We start from the raw sequence: 20425 nt of genomic DNA on the forward strand, positions 1-20425 counted from the left end.
GTGCCGACTCCTTATCGTGTTGCCGACTACATCGCTGATTTCATCGCAGGACTTGGGGTGCAGCATGTTTTCCTGTTGCCGGGCGGCGGTGCCATGCACCTCAATGACGCGGTCGGCAAACACCCCGACCTGGACGTAGTGGCCTGTCATCATGAGCAGGCCGCTGCGATCGCTGCCGAAGCCTATTGCCGGATCAACGAAAATATCGGTGTGGCGATGGTGACCACAGGCCCTGGCGCCACAAACGCGGTGACAGCCGTGGCAGGTGCCTGGATCGAGTCGGTACCATTGCTGGTCATATCCGGGCAGGTCAAGCGTGCCGACCTGCTGCGCGGTGCGCCGTTGCGCCAGAAAGGCGTACAGGAAGTCGACATCGTCAGTGTGGTCGAGCCGATCACCAAATATGCCATCACCGTACAGCAGCCGGAGGACATTCGCCGGGAGCTGGAGCGGGCCGTCTTCCTGGCCCGGGACGGCCGTGCCGGGCCGGTGTGGATCGACGTGCCCCTGGACGTGCAAGGTGCGCCAATCGATGCCGCCAACCTGGCCGGCTTCGACGAGCAGGCAGCAGTGGTCGAGGCCCTCGACCCGGCTACCCTCGCGCAGGTTCGCGGCTTGCTCGAAGGTGCCGAGCGGCCGCTGATTCTTGCGGGCCATGGGGTTCGCCTGAGTGGCGGTGCAGCAGCGTTCCGCGACTTGATCGAAAGCATCGGCGTGCCCTTGGTCACCACCTGGAATGCCATGGATCTGCTGCCTTACGAGCATCCTCTTTATGTGGGCCGTCCCGGCGTAGTGGCGTTACGTGCGCCTAATTTCGCTGTACAGAACGCCGACCTGCTGATCACCATTGGTTGCCGCCTGGATAACATCATCACCGCCTATGCTCCACGCGATTTTGCGCGTCATGCACGCAAGGTGGTGGTCGATGTGGATGCCAACGAGATCGCCAAGCTGGACATGGCCATTGATGTTGCGGTCAACAGTGATGCTGCCGGTTTCATCGAGGCGCTGGCAGCATCGCTGCAAGGTGCATCGTTCAGTCGCCCGCAGTGGTTGTCGCGTTGCCGCGACTGGAAGGCCCGTTACGGCGTCAATGATGGCAAGCCATTCCCTGACAGGGGGCCGATCAGCCACTTCCAGTTTGCCGACGCGCTGTCCAATGCCGTACCGCAAAATACGCTTGTCAGCACAGGCAGTTCCGGCCTGGCGGTTGAAGTGTTCTACACCGTATTCCGCAACCGTGAAGGGCAGCGGGTGTTTCTGACCTCCGGCCTCGGTGCCATGGGTTATGGCCTGCCAGCGGCAATTGGTGCCTGCTTCGCCAATGGCTGCAAACCGATGGTGGCGGTGGAAAGTGATGGCAGCCTGCAACTGAACATCCAGGAATTGGCCACATTGCGCGGCTTCAACCTGCCCATCTGCCTGGTGGTGATGAACAACGGCGGTTACGCCTCGATCCGCAATACCCAGCGTAACTATTTCGAGGGCCGTTATGTGGGCACTGGGCCCGAAGCAGGGTTGTGGATGCCGGACCTGCAAGAACTCGCCCAGGCCTATCACTTGCCGTTCAAGCGAATCAGTGATGTTGCCGAGCTGGAGCAAGGCCTGGCCGAGGCGCTGCAAGTACCTCGGCCAATGATCGTCGAGGTGCTGTTGATGAAGGATGAGGCATTGAGCCCGAAGGTGGCGGCGATTCCCCAGGCCGACGGCTCCATGACGTCCATGCCGCTGGAGGACATGAGCCCGTTGTTGCCGCTGGCGGTACTGGAAAAAGAAATGGCAGGCAACCTCGCGCAGGTGTCGCGCCGAGTTCGGCAGGGGGAATGATGAAGCGTCATATCCTGTTCGACTTTGATGGCACCCTGGTGGACTCCGCGCCGGCCATCCTCGGCTGTTTTTCCCGCGTGCTCCAGGTGCACGGCCAGCAGGCTGTGTGCCCGGTGGACGACAGCCTTATCGGGCCACCGCTGCGCCAGACGCTTGCGACCCTGAGCGGCAGCTCCGACAACGCGTTGCTCGACGCCATGAGCGCCACCTTCAAGACCCTGTACGACGCCGAGGCATGCCTGGAAACTGCCGCCTACGCCGGTTGCCAGGCGGTTATCGAGCAGTTGCATGCCCAGGGTTTCAACCTGTGCATCGCCACCAACAAACGCCTGCTGCCAACCCAGCGCATTCTTGCGGCACTGGGCTGGGAGGGGCTATTCAGCGAGGTGTTCGCCAGCGATTCCTACCCAGATCGCTATCAGGACAAGACCGGCATGATCGCCGCTTTGCTCGAAGAGGCAGGTATCGCTGCCCAGCAAGCGATCTACATCGGCGATACGTCGGCAGATGGCCGTGCAGCGGCGGCCAACGGTGTGGAGTTCTGGCCTGTGGCGTGGGGTTACGGCCACTTCGCCAGCAGCGAGCAACCCTTGCGTTCGCCGCAGCACATGCTGGAGCGCCTGGTCCCCTGATGAATACCTCCAGCACCGCCAGCCAATGCCCCTGCTGCATGACCGCCGCAGTGTTGCTGCCCAGCCCGGCCTATACGCGCTGTCGCTGCTGCGGGCACCGTTGGCGGTTGCCGACGGAGGGGCTTGGCTACTACGAAACCCTGGTTGCCCGTAACGACCTGAATACCCCGTGGTTCAAGCGCAAGATGCGCGAACGCATTGTTGCTGTGACCGGGCTGCTGAAAACCGGCAGTGAGCGCGTGCTCGAAATTGGCTGTGCAGAAGGCGAACTGGGGCGTGAGATAAAGGCGCGCTGTGCTGTCACCTATGATGGGGTAGAGCTGTCCCAGGACCGGTTGCTGGCTGCGCAGCAGTTGGACACCGTGTTCAGCACGCCGGCCAGCCAGGTTCAGGCGGCCCCGTATGACCTTATCGTTTCGTTCCATGTGCTTGAGCACATCCTGCGACCGGAACAGGAGGTAGCGGCCTGGGCCAGGCTGCTGAGCGGGCAAGGGCGTGTGCTGGTAGAGGTGCCGAACCAGGCCGGGCACCCACTGCTGGCCAGTGATTGCAACCCCGAGCATCTGCACCAGTTCACCCCAGCATCCCTGGCCCTGCTGCTGGCCCGCTGCGGGTTTGCCTGCCAAGCCCTGTCGGCAGGGCATTACGAATCGCCGGTGTACTCCGATTCGCTGCGGCTTGTCGCGCACCTGGAACTTGCCGCTGAGCAACGCCAACAGCTTTTGCTGCAGCGCTTCGAGCAACGCACAGGTGGCCCGTTTTTTGTGTATGGCATTGGGGGTGACTACCTCAACTACATCGCTCCCCTGGCGGAGTCGCTGCAGATCCGCGCGTTGCTCGACTCGTCATCTGCTAAATGGGGGCAGCGTTTCGGTAAGCACGTGGTCACCGGCTACGACCCGCAGCAGCATGCCAATTTGCCTATCGTCATCTGTTCGATTCGTTTCGCCACAGACATCCGGCAGCATTTGCTGAGTGTCGGCATTGCCGCACAGCGCATCATCGGCCTGGACAGCATCTATGAAGACGCCTGATCGTATTCTCGCGCAGGACCTGACCGGCCTGCTGGGTGCCTCGTTGCCGTGGGAAGCGCTGTATGGCCGGCAGGTGCTGGTCACTGGCGCGTCAGGGTTTATTGGCGGCCATGTGGTCGAAGCCCTGGTCTGGCTCAACCGCCATCACCCACGGGCGAACCTTCGCCTGTATGCGCTGGCCCGCGACCTGCAAAAGTTGCACAGGCGTATGCCGTGGGTAGATATCCCCGGTGAGGTGACGCCGCTTATCCAGGATGTGACGCAACCGTGCCAACCGGCGGCACCCCTTGATTTCATCATTCATGCCGCCAGCCCCGCCAGCCCGCGGGACTATCTGAAACGGCCCGTCGATACGATACGCGCCAACACTGATGGCACTCGGGCGCTGCTGGAACTGGCCCGGGCCACCCATGCACGGTTGTTGTTTCTCAGCAGCGGTGCCGTATACGGCGACAATCCAGGGCAGGTCGGGCCGATTGCCGAGGGTGACTTTGGTCATGAAGACCCTCTGTCGCCGCGGGCCTGCTACGGCGAAAGCAAGCGCCTGGCCGAGACCCTGTGCCGTGCCTATTACACCCAGTACGGCGTGGACACCCGGATTGCGCGCATCTCCCATTGCTATGGGCCGGGCATGCGGCTCGACGATGGCCGGGCCATTTCTGACCTGCTGGCCGATGTGCTGAACGACCGCGATATCCAGCTTGACTCCGACGGTAGCGCCTCGCGCCCGTTCTGTTATGTGTCCGATACCGTGCTCGGGCTGTTGCATATCCTGCTGCGTGGCGAACCTGGGCATGCCTACAACGTCGGTGAAACCCAGGAAACCAGCATTCTGGCACTGGCCGAGCGCCTGATTGCCGCCGCTGGCAAAACCGGGCAACTGAGCGTACTGCCCAAGGCCCGCAGTGGCCTGGCACCGGCAGCCAGAAGCGCCGGGCACTTCAATATCGACAAGATCCGCGCCTTGGGATGGGCGCCTCTCACCTGCCTGGATGTGGGATTGTCCAGGCTCTGGCAGGCCAATACATGAACGTTGTCGACCCACGACCGACCCTGATCGGTTATCTGCCTCCACCCGGAGGTATCCGCAAGACGGGAGCGAATTACCCGCATCATGCCCAGTTGATCAACATTGGCGATATCGTCTACGCCAATGCTGGCGCGATGCTCACTTCAGGGCGTCATTTCGAGGCCTGGAACTTCGCTATGAGTGCCGAGGAGGTCAACGAAAAGTATGCGAGGGTCATCTTCTTCATCCCGTGCAGGATTGCCCCGGCGCCTTACGATCACGACGGGTACCCCTATGAGTACGTCACGCGCTTCATCGAGAAGCTGACCATTCCCTTTTTCAGCCTCGGTGAATCCATTCAATCCAGGGACTATGAATATCGCCCCGACTTTCACCGGGCCCTGTCGCCAGCCGTGGTTCGCTACCTGCAGGTCATCGCCGACCGCTCACCGCTGGTAGGCACCCGGGGCCATCACTCTGCCCAGGTGCTCAATGACCTGGGCATCAAGAATGCAGTGCCGCTGGGTTGCCCCTCGCTTTACCTGAATGGCCCCTCGCTCAAGCACTCGCTGCTGAGCGTGCCAGACGCGCCTGCAAAAGTGGCGGTGTGCTACTCAAACTACCAGGGCAATGACCATAGCCGCATCGACGACGTTCTGCGCCTGGCCAGCCAGAACCATTACTACTATGTCGAGCAGGTATTCGGCCTGCTTGCCCAGGTGCTGTACTACCCCGGCAAGATCACGGGGGCGGATGTGTACACCGCTCGACGGCTCTACAAAGACCTGTCGCCGTTGCTGGCTTTGCTCAAGCAAGGGCGTGTGCGCTATTTCACCAACTACACCCTGTGGAAAGACTTTCTCGGCTCGATGGATTTCGTCTTCGGCGCCAGGATGCATGGCGTGACGCCGGCGGTGCATGCTGGCAAGCCGGCGGTGTTCATTGCCCACGACGCCAGGGTTAGGGAAATGTGCGAGTTCTTCTCACTGCCCTTTGTCGCAGAGCACGACCTGCCCGCAACGATGACAGTCGATTACTTCCTGTCCCGTTGTGACTACACCGCCACGCTGCCGCGCTATGAGCAGGCCTATGCCAGTTTCGTGCAAACGCTGCGTACCCTGGGCCTGGATAGCAACATTGGCGCAGACGGCGCCCTTCTCGATAGTTGGGAGCCCGAGCCGGATGTTCGGGTGGCTCGCGAGGAGCATGCGCCCGGCCCGGCAGCCGAAGAACTGCTCAATCTGGAAGCGCAGCTGGCACTTTGCGCGGGCATTCCAGATGAAGTTTTCGCCAAGCTGGCCCAAGTCAACGCCCTATCACAGCGTTGGTATCTAACCCGCCAGCACCGTCAGGCAAGCGGGCACTGAACAATGAACAGGGTGAAGAGCAACATGAGAACATGTGAAGTCTGTAGTGGGAGCCAGCTGGCGCAGTTGCATCGTCAGCATTTCCTCTTCCCCGGGCTTGCCCAACCTGTCCATTACGATGTGGTGGCGTGCCAGCATTGCGGTTTTGCCTACGCCAGCGACATACCGGACCAGTCGGCCCTCGATCAGTTCTACCAGAGCGTGGAGCACCACCTGCATACCGAGCTGCCGCCCGGTCTTGCGCGTATCCATGAGCGGTTCTTCCAGTTCGTCGAAACCCATGCTGACCTGGCCGCCGATGCGCGCATACTCGATATAGGCTCGGGCATGGGCCATTTTCTGGCTCACTTCAAGCACGCGGGCTACCCCCGCCTGCTTGGCCTGGAACCCAGCCCTGCGGCTGCCGAGCAGGCGCAGGCCACCTATGGGCTGGAGATCAGAAGCGCGACGGTGGATGCTTTCGTCACATCAGAGCGCTTCCAACTGATCAGTCTGTGTGGCGTGCTGGAGCACATCGCCGACCTGCGCCGCAGCCTGGACAAGATCAGGGCGCTGCTGGCGGATGAGGGGTATCTGTTCGTTGCTGTTCCAGATGCCGAAACCTTCGGCAAGGCCCCGCCGGCCGAGCCATATCTGGAGTTCGCGCTGGAACACATCAACTTCTTCAGCGCCGTCAGCCTGGATAACCTGCTGAGCGCCAATGGCTTTGAGAAGGTGACGGTGATTTCCCAGCACAACGATTTCTACGACAACTATTACCTGCTGGCCTTGTACCGCAAGGTAAGCAACGCCGCCACCGCATGGGCGGCCGATGAGGTCGCAGGCAAAAGCCTGCGCCGTTATGTCGAGCTGTCGCAGCAGGTGCTGCGCCCCGTCCAGGTGCTGGCCGAACAACTTCAGGCAAGTGCAGAGCCGGTTGTGATCTGGGGGGCCGGCTCGCTGACCAGTCGACTGCTTTGCGATACCCCGCTGGGCAAGGCCAACATCTGCGGCATCGTCGATAGAAACCGCAACCTTCAAGGCAAGCCCCTGCTGGGTGTGACCATCACCGACCCGGCGAGCCTGGCAGGCCAGGCGGACACCACAGTGTTCATTGCCAGTACCACCTACGCTGCGCAAATCCGCAACACGCTCGAGCAGCAGTTTGGCTGGCGTGGCCGGATTCTCAGCCTTGCAACTGGAGCGGGTGAATGACCATGAGTACGCTTGACCGCTTGCGCAACGCCTATGAATCAGGCACCAGTGCAAAGCAGGACTACATTGAAGCCATCCATGCACAGCATGCCGCGCTGTTCGACTACCCCGCGTTTCTTGCCGGTACTGATGTTGAGTGTGTGCGCCTGTTGCCGGAGGGCGTCTTTGTTCGCTCCCGCTCGCAGCAGATCGAGCTGTTGCTGGACCCGAAGGACCAGCACCTGGTGCCTTGCACGCTGATGAACTTCCGCGCCTACGAAACCCTGGAGACCGAGTTTCTAAAGGCGGTCACCGGTGACCATGCTGTGGTCCTGGACATCGGCGCCAACTGCGGCTGGTACGCACTGGCCTTGGCGCAGCACCGCCCCACCGCGGTTATACATGCGTTCGAGCCCATTGCGCATACGCACGACATTCTAACGCGCAACATCCAGCACAACGGCCTGTTCAACATCACCCCGCACCAGTTGGCTTTCTCCAACCAGGAGACCACATTGGAGTTTCTGTATACCCCGGATTGCTCGGGCGCCACTTCGCAGGTAGTGGCAGGGCAGCCGGGTGATCAGGCCAGCCTGCAGAAGCTGGCCTGCCAGGCGACCACGCTCGACCTGTTCTGCGCCCGGAACGGGCTGGCGCCGCAGGTCATCAAGTGCGATGTGGAAGGCGCCGAGTTGATGGTGATTCAGGGCGGCGAGCATGTGCTGGCCGAGCACAAGCCGGTGATCCTGATCGAGCTGTTGAGAAAGTGGGCCAAACAGTTCGACTACCACCCCAACGACGTGGTGCAGCGCCTGGTGGCGCTGGGCTACCAGGCCTACACCCTGAGCGAGCGTGGCCTTCATCCTTGCCCCGGCATTGATGAGCAAACCCCGGAGACCAACTTCGTTTTCGTGCACGCACATGCCCGCTGCGAACTTCTGGACAGGGTGCGGTCGCTGACATGAGCCCAGCCATTCCACCGTTGACCGTGGCCCTGCTGACCTACAATCGGTTGCATTACCTTGAGCAGTCCATCGCGGCCATCCTTGACCAGAGCTTCGACGCATTCGAGCTGCTGGTGCTCGACAATGGCAGCAGTGATGGCACCGCACAGTTCGTCCTGGGTTTGCAGGACCCGCGTATCCGCTACGTGAGAAACTCGCGCAATATTTCCACCGTCGAGTTCAACTGCCGTTCTGCCTATCACCTGGCACTGGGCAGGCGGGTCATCGTCACCCATGACGACGATGTGATGGAGCACCAGATGCTGGAGCGCCAGATGCGCTTCATGGATGAACACCCGGAGGTTCGGCTGGTGTGGACCCGTGTCAGCGATATCGACCAGGACGGCCAGGCCCTGCTTGCCAGCGACGCTGAGGCGGGCTTGGACCGTGTATTCGCCCCAGGGCAGTTCATCAGCGGTTTCCTCAGGGAGCGGCTGTGGCCAATGCCCAGTGGGGTGATGCTGGAACGGGCGGTATTGCCCAGGTTCTATGCGGTGCATGCGTGCCTGGGTGGTAGCCCTGGTGGCCGCAACACGTTGGAAACGGCGGGTATCGAAGATGTGCTGATGCCGGCGCGCATCAACCGCCGGCATGCCGTGGGTTACCTGGACGAGCCGCTGCTGCGCCGTCGCGTACACACCAGGCAGTTCTCCCACGTGGCGAGCCTGTCGTTGCCGGGCGTGCACCTTTATCGAGAACTCGGACGTATCGCCAAGGGTGTACCGGGCCTTGAAGCACAGATACTGCAGTGCGATGCACACACGGCGCGGTTCACTGTTCAGGAAGCCGTCACGACTCAGTCGGCCCGGGTCGTCAGTAAAGCGCTGCTGGCCAAACTGCAAAAATTGGCTGTAGGCCTACAGGCCAGCGTAGCCCGCGCACCGGAAGCGTTTTTGGCCGGGCTGCCGGTGTTTTTGCTGGCCCAGCTCCTGTTTCCCGGCCGCTATGGCTGCGGGCTTGATGCGCTGTCGGCCGCATCCCACCCTCAGGCCACGCAGTGCTTGCTGGCGTGGGCACAAAGCAGGGTTCTGAACCCTGGGTCGAGCATCATCAAGGGGCTGGAAGGGCGCAGAGTCATCATTTTCGGCAGTGCTTTCGTGGCTGCCCTGTTGATCCTCGACGCCGAAAACAGTGGTAACCAGGTGGTCGCCTGCATCGATTCCAATGCCAATCGTCAGGGGCAGAGGATGCTGGGCGTGCCTATCCACCCCCTGAGCTGGATGGCTGAGCATGTGCAAGGTGACGATGTGGTGATCATCAGCTCGGAACGTGACCATGAGCATTATCTGGAAGCGCTGATTCGTCAGCATGTGCGGCCGTCGACAACTGTGCTGAGCTGGAAAGCATTGACCGAGCCACACGGCTGAGCACCCGCCAGCCGTATGCCGCAAGGCAGCGCGGCGCATCCGCAGAGCGAACAACCATTTTTGGGGGAATTGAGAGCATGACGAATTGGGCGTTGGTCGCAGGTGGGCATTGTGCCGGGCAGCCTTGGCAGGTGCAGGTCGCCGGCTTCAGCCTGGACGAACAGCAGGCTTTCCTGTTGTCCGACACACAGTGGGCGGCGCTGCAGCAGGCCTTGCCGTTGCAGCCGCTGGCTGCCTACGGGGCCGATAACGGCCTGGCCATCACCCGTGCCACCGGTGCCTTTGAGGCCTGTGACGGGGTCTTTCTGATTGTTCATGACCGAGAAAGCCAGCCAGTATTGCCCCTCTCGGCAGAGGCCCAGCGCTACCTGCTGCTGCGTGATGCCGGGCAGCACCAGGCGCTGCCCAACGCGTCGGCGTTCAGCAAGGTCTTCATTCCTTCAAAGGAAGGCACGCCACAGCATTCGAGCGTTTATATCGACAGCCTGAAAGTGCCCGAAGCCGATTCGACCGGGCCGCAGGCATGGCCTGTCGAACAGGGTGCGCAAGACCGCGACCACGCCCGAAACTACCACTGCTCGGCTGATTACTGGCTATTCAAGGTAACCGCTGCCATGGCCCATGCAGCTGCTGCTGCACGACATACCGAACCCCTGTTGAGCGTGGTCATTCCCACCTACAACTACGGCCGGTACCTGGTTGATTGCGTCCAGTCGGTGCTTGAGCAGGGCGTCGACGATATCGAGATTCTGGTACTGGACAACGCCTCCACCGATGACACCCCCCAGGTGATGGCGGCATTCGCAGATAACCCGAAGGTGCGTTATATCCGTAACCGCTATAACTACGGCCCAGGGTACAACTGGCGTAATGGGCTGGGTATCGCGCAGGGCCGTTACTTCACGTTCCTGTCTGCAGACGATTACTTCAACCCTGGGCACCTGGCGCGCTTGCTGCCAGTACTGGAAAGCCACCCCCACAGTGCGGTCGGCTACACCGGCATCACCTGGGTCGATGGTAGCGGGCAGCCGCTGAACCAGCCGCGTCATCCGGGCTACCACAACGGTGACTATGTGGGCGGGCGCAACGAAGTGGCTGACCTGCTGATCTACGACAGTTACATGACGCCATCGGCGGTCATCTATCGGCGCGAGGCGTTTCTGCAAACCTGGAGGCCGGGCAACACCTACGGCGCAGGCGACTGGGAAATGGTCGTGCAGATGGCCGAGCGCTATCCGGACTTCATTTATGTGGATACGCCGGGTGTCAGCTACCGCTGGCATGGGGCGCAGTATTCGACCCAGTTCTACGCCTCCACCGAGCCATTGCTGGGGCACCTGGCAATGGTCGAAGGCGTGTTTGAACGCGACGCGCAGCACCACCTGCGCGGGCGTGAGCGTGAGGTGGGGGCTCACCTCAAGCGGCGTCTTGAACTGTACCCTGATGAGCACGGCACCGCCCTGGGCGTACGGGCACGTCAGCTTTGCCAGCGTCTGGAACAGCTGGCGCGCCAGCAGGAGCAGGTGCTGTTCTCCATCATCCTCACCACCTACAACCGCCCGCACATGCTGCGTGATGCGCTGAACAGCATCGCCGGCCAGGCCTTCACGGACTTCGAGGTCATTCTGGTCAATGACAACGGCGACCCGGTGGAGTCGCTGCTGGCCGATTACGACTTCCCCGTCACCTACCTGCGCCAGGGCCGTAACCGTGGCCCGGCCGCTGCGCGCAATGCGGCGCTGCGGCTGGCCAGTGGCAGGTACGTGGTGTACTTGGACGATGACGACCTGTACCTGCCCGACCACCTGCAGCGGTTGGCGCAGGGGCTGGAGGCGCACCCCGACAGCGTGGTGTACACCGACGCGGTGTTCATCCAGGAAGTGATCACGGCAGGGCAACGCAACGAGGTGTCCCGCGAGCAGCGCTACCCCCACGGGCAGTATTCTCGTGAGCGTTTGCTGATCAACAACTACATCCCCATCAATACCTTTGCCTGCCCACGGGCACTGGCACTGGCGGTGGGGGATTTCGACGAAACCCTGGCAGGCCTGGAAGACTGGGACCTGCTCATGCGCCTGTGTGCCCGCAGCGCGTTCCATCACCTGCCTTACGAGACCGTGCAGGTGCGCATGCGCCTGGATGATGGCGCGCCTGCCCGGCGCTCGGAGCAAGCGCTGAAGGACTACCCTGCGCTGTACCGCGAGTTGTATGCCCGCCACAGCGATGCGGGCAGCGAGGAGATTCAGCGCGGCCGCCAGCAGATGCTGGATTTTCTGGCGGGCAAGCCCGCAGCATCGACCTTGCAGGACTGGCTGGACCAGCGGGTGCCGGGGGACATGCAGCGGCGGCTTATCGAGCAGCGGCTACAAGCGCACGAAGGTGGCCCGGTAATTGGGGTCATCGTCGTCGATGCGCACGCCCAGCTGGATGCCTTGAACGCCACGCTGCAGAGCCTGGCCAGTGACCGCTGCCTGTACGCCACCGTTAAGGTATTGGCGCTGACTGCGGCCGACACGTCCACGATGGCGCAGCAACATGGCCTGACTGTCATGCCGTTGGGCGCTGCCGGCCTGGGTGAGCAGCTCAACCCGCTGGTGCAGGCGGGTGAGTTCGACTGGTTCATGGTGGTGGAGACGGGCAGTGAGTTCACGGCCAGCGGTTTGCTGATTGCGGCGCTGGACCTGCTGGCGGCACCGGGCTGCCGCGCCGTTTATGCTGACGAGGGCTTGCGCGGCGATGGCGCGGAAATGGGCGCAGCACTGCGCCCTGACCTGAACCTGGACCTGCTGCTGAGCCTGCCGGCGAGCCTGTCGCGCCACTGGCTGTTCAACCGCCAGGTGTGGCTGGACATGGGCGGCTTCCGGCAGGAGGCCGGCCAGGCCTTCGAGCTGGATTACATCCTGCGGCTGATCGAGTCTGGCGGCTTTGCAGGCCTGGGGCATATCAGCGAGCCGTTGCTGATCGGTGAGGCCCCGTCGTTGCAGGACTGCCCTGACCAGCGCGGCGTCATCCAGCGCCATCTGCACGCCCGGGGCTTTGCCCAGGCGCAGGTCGCGTCGGGTCAGCCGGGGCGTTACGACCTGAACTACGGCGCCCCTGGCGACATTCCGGTGAGCATCCTGGTGCTGCTGCAAGGCGCCAGCACCGAGCGGGCCCAGCGGTGCATGGAAACCATCCTGGAGAAGACCACCCACCGCCACTACGAAGTGCTGCTGGTGGCCCCGGCCAATGCTGGCGCTGCGGTTGACGGTTGGCTGGGCGCCGTTGCCCAGTTGGGTACCGATGCCATTCGCTGCCTGCGCTTTGCTGCCGGCCTGTCGCCGGCGCAGATGCGCAACCAGGCAGCCACCCAGGCCCGTGGCGACTTCCTGCTGTGGCTCGACGAAGGCGCTGCGGTGCTCGAAAACGACTGGCTGCAGCAATTGCTCAACCATGGCATGCGTCAGGAAGTCGGCGCTGTAGGGGCCAAGCTGGTGGCAGGCGACGCGACCATCCGCCATGCCGGTTACGTGCTTGGCCTCAATGGCCCGGTAGCCGAGGCGTTCGCCGGCTTGCCGCTGGATGCGCCCGGCTACCTGCAACGCCTGCAGGTGGACCAGAACTACGTGGCCGTGAGCGGCAAATGCCTGTTGGTGAACAAGGGCCTGTTCCTGGAGGTGGGCGGTTTCGACGAGTCGCCCGAGTTGCAGCGCTGGGTGGATGTGGACCTGTGCCTGCGCCTGCACAGCGCGGGTTACCTGAACGTCTGGACCCCCCGTGCGCAACTGCTGCTCAGCGAAGACGCCGCCACGCCGCCCAGCGTCAAGGAGGAAGACGCCTTGTATGCCCGCTGGCTGCCTGCATTGGCGCGCGACCCGTATTACAACCCCAACTTCTCGCTGTCTTCGACCAACGGCTTTGCCCTGGCGCCCACCGAGTTGAGCTGGCGGCCACTGGCGTCGTGGAAACCGCTGCCGTTGATTCTGGCCCATGCCGCCGACCGTCATGGGTGCGGCCATTATCGCGTCATGCAGCCGCTGGAGGCGCTCAGCCGTGAGGGGCTGGCCGAGGGCGTGTTGTCCTGGAACCACCTGGCGCCTGCCGAGCTGGAGCGCTTCAGCCCGGACAGCATCGTGCTGCAGCGCCAGGTCGGCGACGAGCAGATCGAACACATACGCCGAATGCATGCGTTTTCGCAGGCGTTCAAGGTCTTCGAGCTGGACGACTACCTGCCCAACCTGCCGGTCAAGAGCGTGCACCGGTCGCACATGCCCAAGGACATCTTGCGCTCCATACGCCGTGGCCTGGCCTATGTGGACCGCTTTGTGGTGTCCACCCAGCCGCTGGCCGAGGCCTTCGCCGGGCTGCATGACGATATACGGGTAGTGCCCAACACCCTGGAGCCGCGGATCTGGAGCGGGCTCAGTGCCTTGCGCCGGCAATCGCGCAAACCCCGTGTGGGCTGGGCGGGCGGCGCAAGCCACACCGGTGACCTGGAAGTGATCGCGGATGTGATCAAGGAGCTGGCAGGCGAAGTGGAGTGGGTATTCTTCGGCCTGTGCCCGGCCAAGCTGCGGCCATACATTCATGAGTACCATGAGAGCGTTGCCATCGAGCGTTACCCGGCAACGCTGGCCAGGATGAACCTGGACCTGGCCTTGGCCCCTGTTGAGCAAAACCTGTTCAACGACTGCAAGAGCAACCTGCGTTTGCTGGAGTACGGCGCGTGCGGCTTCCCGGTCATCGCCAGTGATGTGCGCTGCTACCAGGGCTACCCGGAATTGCCGGTGACCCTGGTGAAAAACCGGTTCCGGGCCTGGGTGGATGCGATTCGCATGCACATTGCCGACCTGGATGCCACGGCCAGGGCAGGTGATGAGCTGCGCAATGCGGTGCTGGGCGGGTGGATGCTGGAAGGGGAGAACCTGGCCAGGTGGGGCAGGGCGTGGTTGCCGGACACTGCTCAGTGACAGCGGGGTAAGCTGGGAATCGCCTGGGTGCACGGTGCCCAAGTTTCGGCACGGCTATTGCTTCATCGCTGGCATCACACCGTTTTTATGACGGTCAGCCATGCGAGAGAGCACGATGCCCCAGGCCGCCCACGTATCCCCGTCCCTGGCCGAGCAGGAGAGCCGGCAGGGTGTCGAGCAGGCGTTCGCCCTGTTCGATCAGGTCTCCAGCCAGCTCAGCCAGTCCTACAGCCTGCTCGAAGCCAGGGTCAGCGAGCTGAAAGGCGAGCTGGCCGTGGTCAGCGCCCAGCGCATCGAGGAGTTGAACGAAAAGGAGCGCCTGGCCAACCGCCTGCAGAACCTGCTGGACCTGCTGCCGGGTGGCGTTATCGTGATCGACGGGCAAGGGCGGGTGCGCGAGGCAAACCCGGCTGCCTGCGAGCTGCTGGGCGAGCCGTTGCTCGGCCAGCTGTGGCGGCACGTGATCGCGCGCAGCTTTGCCCCGCGTGAGGACGACGGCCACGAGGTTTCGCTGCGCGACGGGCGCCGCTTGTCCATTGCAACCCGTTCGTTGGACGCCGAGCCCGGGCAGTTGGTGCTGCTCAATGACCTGACCGAAACCCGTCGCCTGCAAGATCAACTGGCCCGTCATGAACGCCTGTCGTCCCTTGGGCGCATGGTGGCCTCGCTGGCGCACCAGATCCGTACGCCATTGTCGGCCGCCATGCTGTATGCCAGCCACCTGGCAGACCCCGAGCAGGCGCTGACCACCCAGACCCGCCAGCGCTTTGCCGGCAGCCTGAAAGAACGCTTGCACGAGTTGGAACAGCAAGTGCGCGACATGCTGGTGTTTGCCCGCGGAGAGCTGCCGCTACAGGACCGTGTAACCCCCAAGGCGCTGTTCCAGGCGCTGCAGCAAGCGGCCCAGACCCACGTTCAGGGCCATGCCGTACGCTGGCAGTGCGACAGCCGCCTGGGCGAGTTGCTGTGCAACCGCGACACCCTGGTGGGTGCGTTGCTCAACCTGATCGAGAATGCCTTGCAGGCCAGCCCGGCGCCGGCGAGGCTCAAGGTTCACCTGTGGCGCCGCCATGGCACCCTGCACCTGTGCGTCAGTGATGCCGGGAGTGGCATCGCGCCCGAGCTGCTGGGCCGCCTGGGTGAACCGTTCCTTACTACCAAATCCACGGGTACCGGCCTGGGCCTGGCGGTGGTGAAGGCCGTGGTCAAGGCCCATGACGGCGCGCTCAGCCTGCGCTCCAAGGTTGGCCGTGGCACCTGCGTGCGCATCGAGCTGCCGCTGATCGATGGGGCAGACGGCCCGTGATGCCCGTTACGGTGTTGCTGGTCGAGGATGACCGCGTGCTGCGTGAGGCGCTGGCCGATACCCTCGACCTCGGCGGCGTCGCCCACCAGGCGGTGAGCAGTGCCGAGCAGGCCCTGCAGGCCGTGCGCGAACGGTCGTTCCACCTGGTGATCAGCGATGTGAACATGCCAGGTATGGACGGGCACCAATTGTTGACGCAATTACGCCGCCAGCAACCGCAGTTGCCGGTGTTGCTGATGACCGCCCATGCCGCCGTGGAGCGCGCCGTAGAGGCCATGCGCCAAGGCGCCGTTGATTACCTGGTCAAGCCCTTCGAACCCAAGGCCTTGCTCAGCCTGGTGCAGCAGCACGCGGCAGGGCGCGCCGAGGACGCGGACGGCCCGATTGCCTGTGAACCCGCCAGCCGCCAATTGCTGGAGCTGGCCGCGCGGGTGGCCCGCAGCGATTCCACGGTGCTGATCTCTGGTGAGTCCGGCACGGGCAAGGAAGTGCTGGCGCGCTACATTCACCAGCAGTCCACCCGTGCCAGCCAACCCTTCGTGGCCATCAACTGCGCAGCCATCCCCGACAACATGCTGGAAGCCACGCTGTTTGGCCACGAGAAGGGGGCCTTCACCGGGGCTATTGCCGCCCAGCCCGGCAAGTTCGAGCAGGCCGACGGCGGCACCCTGCTGCTTGACGAGATTTCGGAGATGCCCCTGGGCTTGCAGGCCAAGCTGTTGCGGGTGCTGCAGGAGCGTGAGGTGGAGCGGGTGGGCGGGCGCCGGCCCATTCAGTTGGATATCCGCGTGCTGGCCACCACCAACCGCGACCTCGCGGGCGAAGTGGCGGCGGGGCGCTTCCGGGAAGACCTGTACTACCGGCTTTCGGTGTTCCCGCTGGCCTGGCGACCACTGCGCGAGCGCCAGGGCGACATCCTGCCGCTTGCCGAAAAGTTGCTGGCGCGGCATGCGCAGAAGATGAAGCACCCGCCTGTACGGCTGTCTGCACAAGCCCGTGCCTGCCTGCAGGCCTGGGCCTGGCCGGGTAACGTGCGGGAATTGGACAACGCCTTGCAGCGTGCGCTGATCCTGCAGCAGGGCGGGATTATCGAGGCGGCGGATTTTTGTCTGGAAGGCGCCATTCCGTTGGCAGCTGGCACTGAGCCATCACTGGAGAGCGCCGGGCTGGAGGGCGATGTTCGCCGGCACGAGTACCAGATGATCATTGACACCCTGCGTGCCGAGCGCGGTCGGCGCAAGGAAGCCGCCGAACGCCTGGGCATCAGCCCGCGTACCTTGCGCTACAAGCTTGCACAGATGCGTGATGCCGGCTTCGATGTGGAAGCCAGCTTGTACGGTGAGTGAGCCTGGCTGCCGGGTTGCAGCGGCGCTCGGTCTGATAGGCGCAGACCCAGGCAAGTAGAACACCTCCCCTCCAACATCCCGACCGCTCCTGCCAAGGCTGGCACCTTTGTTGCTTAGGTAGGGTATCTGCCGCATCACTGTCAAAAAAATGCGGCCGCAGGAGAGAGAAGGTCATGAGCCAAGGTGTTGAATTCAATCGTCTGATGCTGGACATGCGCGCCATGCAGGCCGACGCCATGTCGTTGCCGAAGGTGGCTGTCGCCCCTGAATTGGCACCTGGGCAAAGCACCTTCGCCGACATGCTCGGCCAGGCCATCGGCAAGGTGAACGAAACCCAGCAGGCTTCGAACCAGCTGGCCAACGCCTTCGAAATCGGCAAGAGCGGCGTTGACCTGACCGATGTGATGATCGCTTCGCAGAAGGCCAGCGTCTCGATGCAGGCCTTGACCCAGGTACGCAACAAGCTGGTCCAGGCGTACCAGGACATCATGCAGATGCCGGTGTGAGGGCGGACGTAGACCATGGCTGAAGCAGTCGTCGACAACGCGCCCGCCAAAAGTGGCCCGCCAGCGTCCAAGCCGCCGATGCTGCGCCTGGCGTTTCTGGAAAACATCGCGCAGATGCCCATTCTGCGTCAGATCGGCCTCATGGTCGGCCTGGCCGCCAGCGTGGCCATCGGCTTTGCCGTGGTGCTGTGGTCGCAGCAGCCCGATTACCGCCCCCTGTACGGCAGCCTGTCGGGCATGGACACCAAGCAGGTCATGGATACCCTGTCGGCCGCTGACATCCCCTACAACGTGGAACCCAATTCCGGCGCCCTGCTGGTGAAGGCCGACGACCTCTCCCGTGCGCGCCTGAAACTGGCAGCGGCCGGCGTGGCACCCAGCGACGGCAATGTCGGCTTCGAACTGCTGGACAAGGAACAGGGGCTGGGCACCAGCCAGTTCATGGAAGCCACCCGCTACCGCCGCAGCCTGGAAGGTGAGCTGGCGCGGACCGTGTCGAGCCTGAACAACGTCAAGGCCGCCCGCGTGCACCTGGCCATCCCGAAGAGCTCGGTGTTTGTCCGTGATGAACGCAAACCCAGTGCCTCGGTACTGGTTGAGCTGTACCCGGGCCGCGCCCTGGAGCCTGGGCAGGTGATGGCGATCGTCAATCTGGTTGCCACCAGCGTGCCTGAGCTGGACAAGTCCCAGGTAACCGTGGTCGACCAGAAGGGCAACCTGCTGTCCGACCAGATCCAGGACTCTGCGCTGACCCAGGCGGGCAAGCAGTTCGACTACAGCCGCCGGGTGGAGAGCATGCTCACCCAGCGCGTGCACAACATTCTGCAGCCGGTGCTGGGCAATGACCGCTACAAGGCCGAGGTGTCTGCCGACCTGGATTTCAGTGCGGTCGAGTCCACCTCCGAGCAGTTCAACCCTGACCAGCCCGCGCTGCGCAGCGAGCAGTCGGTAGACGAGCAGCGTGCCAGCAGCCAGGGCCCGCAGGGTGTGCCCGGTGCCTTGAGCAACCAGCCGCCGGGCGCTGCGTCCGCGCCGCAGACCACCGGTGGCGCGGCCACGGCGGCCGGGGCGATCCAGCCTGGCCAGCCGTTGGTCGATGCCAATGGCCAGCAGATCATGGACCCGGCCACTGGCCAGCCCATGCTCGCGCCCTATCCGTCGGACAAGCGTCAGCAAAGCACCAAGAATTTCGAGCTGGACCGCTCCATCAGCCATACTCGCCAGCAGCAGGGGCGCACCATGCGCCTGTCGGTGGCGGTGGTGGTGGATGACCAGGTCAAGGTTGATGCAGCCAATGGCAACACCACCCATGTGCCATGGGGCGCCGAAGACCTGGCACGCTTCACGCGCCTGGTACAGGATGCGGTGGGCTACGATGCCAGCCGGGGCGACAGCGTCACGGTGATCAACGTGCCGTTCGCACCGGACCGCGGTGAAGAAATTGCCGACATTGCGTTCTACCAGCAGCCGTGGTTCTGGGATATCGTCAAGCAGGTACTGGGTGTGCTGTTCATCCTGGTGCTGGTGTTCGGCGTGCTGCGCCCGGTGCTCAACAACCTCACAGGGGGTGGCAAGCAGGCTGCCCCGGACAGCGACATGGAGCTGGGCGGCATGATCGGGCTCGATGGCGAACTGGCCAGCGACCGCGTCAGCCTGGGTGGCCCGACAAGCATTCTGCTGCCAAGCCCCACCGAGGGCTACGAGGCACAGCTCAACGCAATCAAAGGCCTTGTGGCCGAGGACCCGGGCCGTGTCGCCCAGGTCGTGAAAGACTGGATCAACGCCGATGAGTGATAACCGAGCCGTTACCGCCAAGCTGAGCCGCGTCGACAAGGCAGCCATCCTGCTGCTTTCACTGGGCGAAACCGATGCCGCGCAGGTGCTGCGCCACATGGGGCCCAAGGAAGTGCAGCGGGTGGGTGTGGCCATGGCGCAGATGGGCAACATTCACCGCGACCAGGTCGAGCAGGTGATGAGCGAGTTCGTCGAAGTGGTCGGCGACCAGACCAGCTTGGGCGTGGGTTCCGATGCCTATATCCGCAAGATGCTCAACCAGGCACTGGGTGAAGACAAGGCCAATGGCCTGGTCGACCGCATTCTGCTGGGTGGCAACACCAGCGGCCTGGACAGCCTGAAATGGATGGAACCGCGCGCGGTTGCCGACGTGATCCGCTACGAACACCCGCAGATCCAGGCCATCGTGGTGGCCTACCTGGACCCGGACCAGGCGGGTGAAGTGCTGAGCAACTTCGACCACAAGGTGCGCCTGGACATCGTGTTGCGGGTATCGTCGCTGAACACCGTGCAACCGGCTGCGTTGAAAGAGCTGAACCAGATTCTGGAGAAGCAGTTCTCCGGCAACTCCAATGCCGCGCGTACCACCCTGGGTGGCATCAAGCGCGCTGCCGACATCATGAACTTCCTCGACAGCTCGGTGGAGGGCGCGTTGATGGACTCGATCCGCGAGATCGACAGCGACCTGTCCGAGCAGATCGAAGACTTGATGTTCGTGTTCAACAACCTGGCCGACGTCGACGACCGCGGTATCCAGGCGCTGTTGCGCGAGGTGTCTTCGGATGTGCTGGTGGTGTCGCTCAAGGGTGCAGACGAGCGGGTCAAGGACAAGATCTTCAAGAACATGTCCAAGCGTGCCTCCGAGCTGCTGCGCGACGACCTCGAGGCCAAGGGCCCGGTGCGGGTCAGCGACGTGGAAACGGCGCAGAAGGAAATCCTCACCATCGCCCGCCGCATGGCCGACGCCGGCGAAATCGTCCTCGGCGGCAAGGGCGCCGAAGAAATGATCTGAAAGCTGCAAGCTTTAAGCTGCAAGCTGCAAGACAAAGCAGCCCCCATGCAGCCTGCTTAGGCTTGTAGCTTTAAGCTGCAAGATACAAGCTTCAAGGGG

The 20425-nt window shown here is 63.2% G+C and carries 14 protein-coding genes; all 14 read left to right on the top strand.

Annotated features, from left to right (window positions below):
• The 14 genes from IAE36_RS23925 (at position 1) to fliG (ending at position 20326) form a co-directional block, all read left to right on the top strand.
• A complete protein-coding gene (locus IAE36_RS23925; protein WP_201213374.1) occupies positions 1-1827 on the top strand; it encodes a thiamine pyrophosphate-binding protein in 1827 nt (608 codons plus the stop codon).
• The gene (locus IAE36_RS15850) at positions 1827-2459 is read left to right on the top strand and encodes an HAD family hydrolase (protein WP_201213376.1); all 633 of its coding nucleotides are present in this window, start codon (positions 1827-1829) and stop codon (positions 2457-2459) included. Before IAE36_RS23925 ends, IAE36_RS15850 begins: the two co-directional genes overlap by 1 nt.
• Positions 2459-3493, top strand: a complete 1035-nt coding sequence (locus IAE36_RS15855; protein ID WP_236408959.1) for a class I SAM-dependent methyltransferase — start codon at positions 2459-2461, stop codon at positions 3491-3493. Before IAE36_RS15850 ends, IAE36_RS15855 begins: the two co-directional genes overlap by 1 nt.
• Positions 3480-4523, top strand: a complete 1044-nt coding sequence (locus tag IAE36_RS15860) for an NAD-dependent epimerase/dehydratase family protein (protein WP_201213378.1) — start codon at positions 3480-3482, stop codon at positions 4521-4523. The genes IAE36_RS15855 and IAE36_RS15860 overlap by 14 nt, the downstream gene beginning before the upstream one ends.
• Positions 4520-5869, top strand: a complete 1350-nt coding sequence (locus tag IAE36_RS15865; RefSeq protein ID WP_201213380.1) for a polysaccharide pyruvyl transferase family protein — start codon at positions 4520-4522, stop codon at positions 5867-5869. The genes IAE36_RS15860 and IAE36_RS15865 overlap by 4 nt, the downstream gene beginning before the upstream one ends.
• A 24-nt stretch (positions 5870-5893) precedes the next feature.
• A complete protein-coding gene (locus IAE36_RS15870) occupies positions 5894-7063 on the top strand; it encodes a class I SAM-dependent methyltransferase (protein ID WP_236408961.1) in 1170 nt (389 codons plus the stop codon).
• The gene (locus IAE36_RS15875; protein WP_201213383.1) at positions 7060-8007 is read left to right on the top strand and encodes an FkbM family methyltransferase; all 948 of its coding nucleotides are present in this window, start codon (positions 7060-7062) and stop codon (positions 8005-8007) included. Before IAE36_RS15870 ends, IAE36_RS15875 begins: the two co-directional genes overlap by 4 nt.
• Entirely contained in the window at positions 8004-9413 is a 1410-nt protein-coding gene (locus IAE36_RS15880) for a glycosyltransferase family 2 protein (RefSeq protein WP_201213385.1), read from the top strand. Before IAE36_RS15875 ends, IAE36_RS15880 begins: the two co-directional genes overlap by 4 nt.
• Positions 9414-9490: 77 nt before the next feature.
• Positions 9491-14362 carry a glycosyltransferase gene (locus IAE36_RS15885; RefSeq protein WP_236408963.1) on the top strand — a complete coding sequence of 1624 codons (4872 nt, stop codon included), beginning with the start codon at positions 9491-9493 and terminating at the stop codon, positions 14360-14362.
• Positions 14363-14477: 115 nt separating this feature from the next.
• On the top strand, positions 14478-15668 hold the full coding sequence (locus IAE36_RS15890) for a sensor histidine kinase (RefSeq protein WP_201213402.1): 1191 nt from the start codon (positions 14478-14480) through the stop codon (positions 15666-15668).
• Positions 15668-17014 (top strand): sigma-54-dependent transcriptional regulator, encoded by a 1347-nt coding sequence (locus IAE36_RS15895; protein ID WP_060481440.1) that lies wholly within the window; start codon positions 15668-15670, stop codon positions 17012-17014. Before IAE36_RS15890 ends, IAE36_RS15895 begins: the two co-directional genes overlap by 1 nt.
• Positions 17015-17187: 173 nt before the next feature.
• Positions 17188-17520, top strand: coding sequence for a flagellar hook-basal body complex protein FliE (gene fliE, locus IAE36_RS15900; protein ID WP_028633473.1), 333 nt, complete (start codon positions 17188-17190; stop codon positions 17518-17520).
• Between the two features lie 15 nt (positions 17521-17535).
• Positions 17536-19314, top strand: a complete 1779-nt coding sequence (gene fliF / locus IAE36_RS15905; RefSeq protein WP_028633472.1) for a flagellar basal-body MS-ring/collar protein FliF — start codon at positions 17536-17538, stop codon at positions 19312-19314.
• Positions 19307-20326 carry a flagellar motor switch protein FliG gene (gene fliG / locus IAE36_RS15910; RefSeq protein WP_028633471.1) on the top strand — a complete coding sequence of 340 codons (1020 nt, stop codon included), beginning with the start codon at positions 19307-19309 and terminating at the stop codon, positions 20324-20326. The genes fliF and fliG overlap by 8 nt, the downstream gene beginning before the upstream one ends.
• Positions 20327-20425 lie beyond the last annotated feature (99 nt).

This window comes from Pseudomonas sp. S36, assembly GCF_016647875.1.
GTDB classification, from domain to species: Bacteria; Pseudomonadota; Gammaproteobacteria; order Pseudomonadales; family Pseudomonadaceae; genus Aquipseudomonas; species Aquipseudomonas parafulva.

Coding starts and splice junctions, on each gene's coding strand:
- fliG (WP_028633471.1), top strand. CDS start 19,307: ATGAGTGATAACCGAGCCGTTACCGCCAAGCTGAGCCGCGTCGACAAG.
- IAE36_RS15855 (WP_236408959.1), top strand. CDS start 2,459: ATGAATACCTCCAGCACCGCCAGCCAATGCCCCTGCTGCATGACCGCC.
- IAE36_RS15870 (WP_236408961.1), top strand. CDS start 5,894: ATGAGAACATGTGAAGTCTGTAGTGGGAGCCAGCTGGCGCAGTTGCAT.
- IAE36_RS15880 (WP_201213385.1), top strand. CDS start 8,004: ATGAGCCCAGCCATTCCACCGTTGACCGTGGCCCTGCTGACCTACAAT.
- fliE (WP_028633473.1), top strand. CDS start 17,188: ATGAGCCAAGGTGTTGAATTCAATCGTCTGATGCTGGACATGCGCGCC.
- IAE36_RS15865 (WP_201213380.1), top strand. CDS start 4,520: ATGAACGTTGTCGACCCACGACCGACCCTGATCGGTTATCTGCCTCCA.
- IAE36_RS15890 (WP_201213402.1), top strand. CDS start 14,478: ATGCCCCAGGCCGCCCACGTATCCCCGTCCCTGGCCGAGCAGGAGAGC.
- IAE36_RS15895 (WP_060481440.1), top strand. CDS start 15,668: ATGCCCGTTACGGTGTTGCTGGTCGAGGATGACCGCGTGCTGCGTGAG.
- IAE36_RS15850 (WP_201213376.1), top strand. CDS start 1,827: ATGAAGCGTCATATCCTGTTCGACTTTGATGGCACCCTGGTGGACTCC.
- IAE36_RS15875 (WP_201213383.1), top strand. CDS start 7,060: ATGACCATGAGTACGCTTGACCGCTTGCGCAACGCCTATGAATCAGGC.
- fliF (WP_028633472.1), top strand. CDS start 17,536: ATGGCTGAAGCAGTCGTCGACAACGCGCCCGCCAAAAGTGGCCCGCCA.
- IAE36_RS15860 (WP_201213378.1), top strand. CDS start 3,480: ATGAAGACGCCTGATCGTATTCTCGCGCAGGACCTGACCGGCCTGCTG.
- IAE36_RS15885 (WP_236408963.1), top strand. CDS start 9,491: ATGACGAATTGGGCGTTGGTCGCAGGTGGGCATTGTGCCGGGCAGCCT.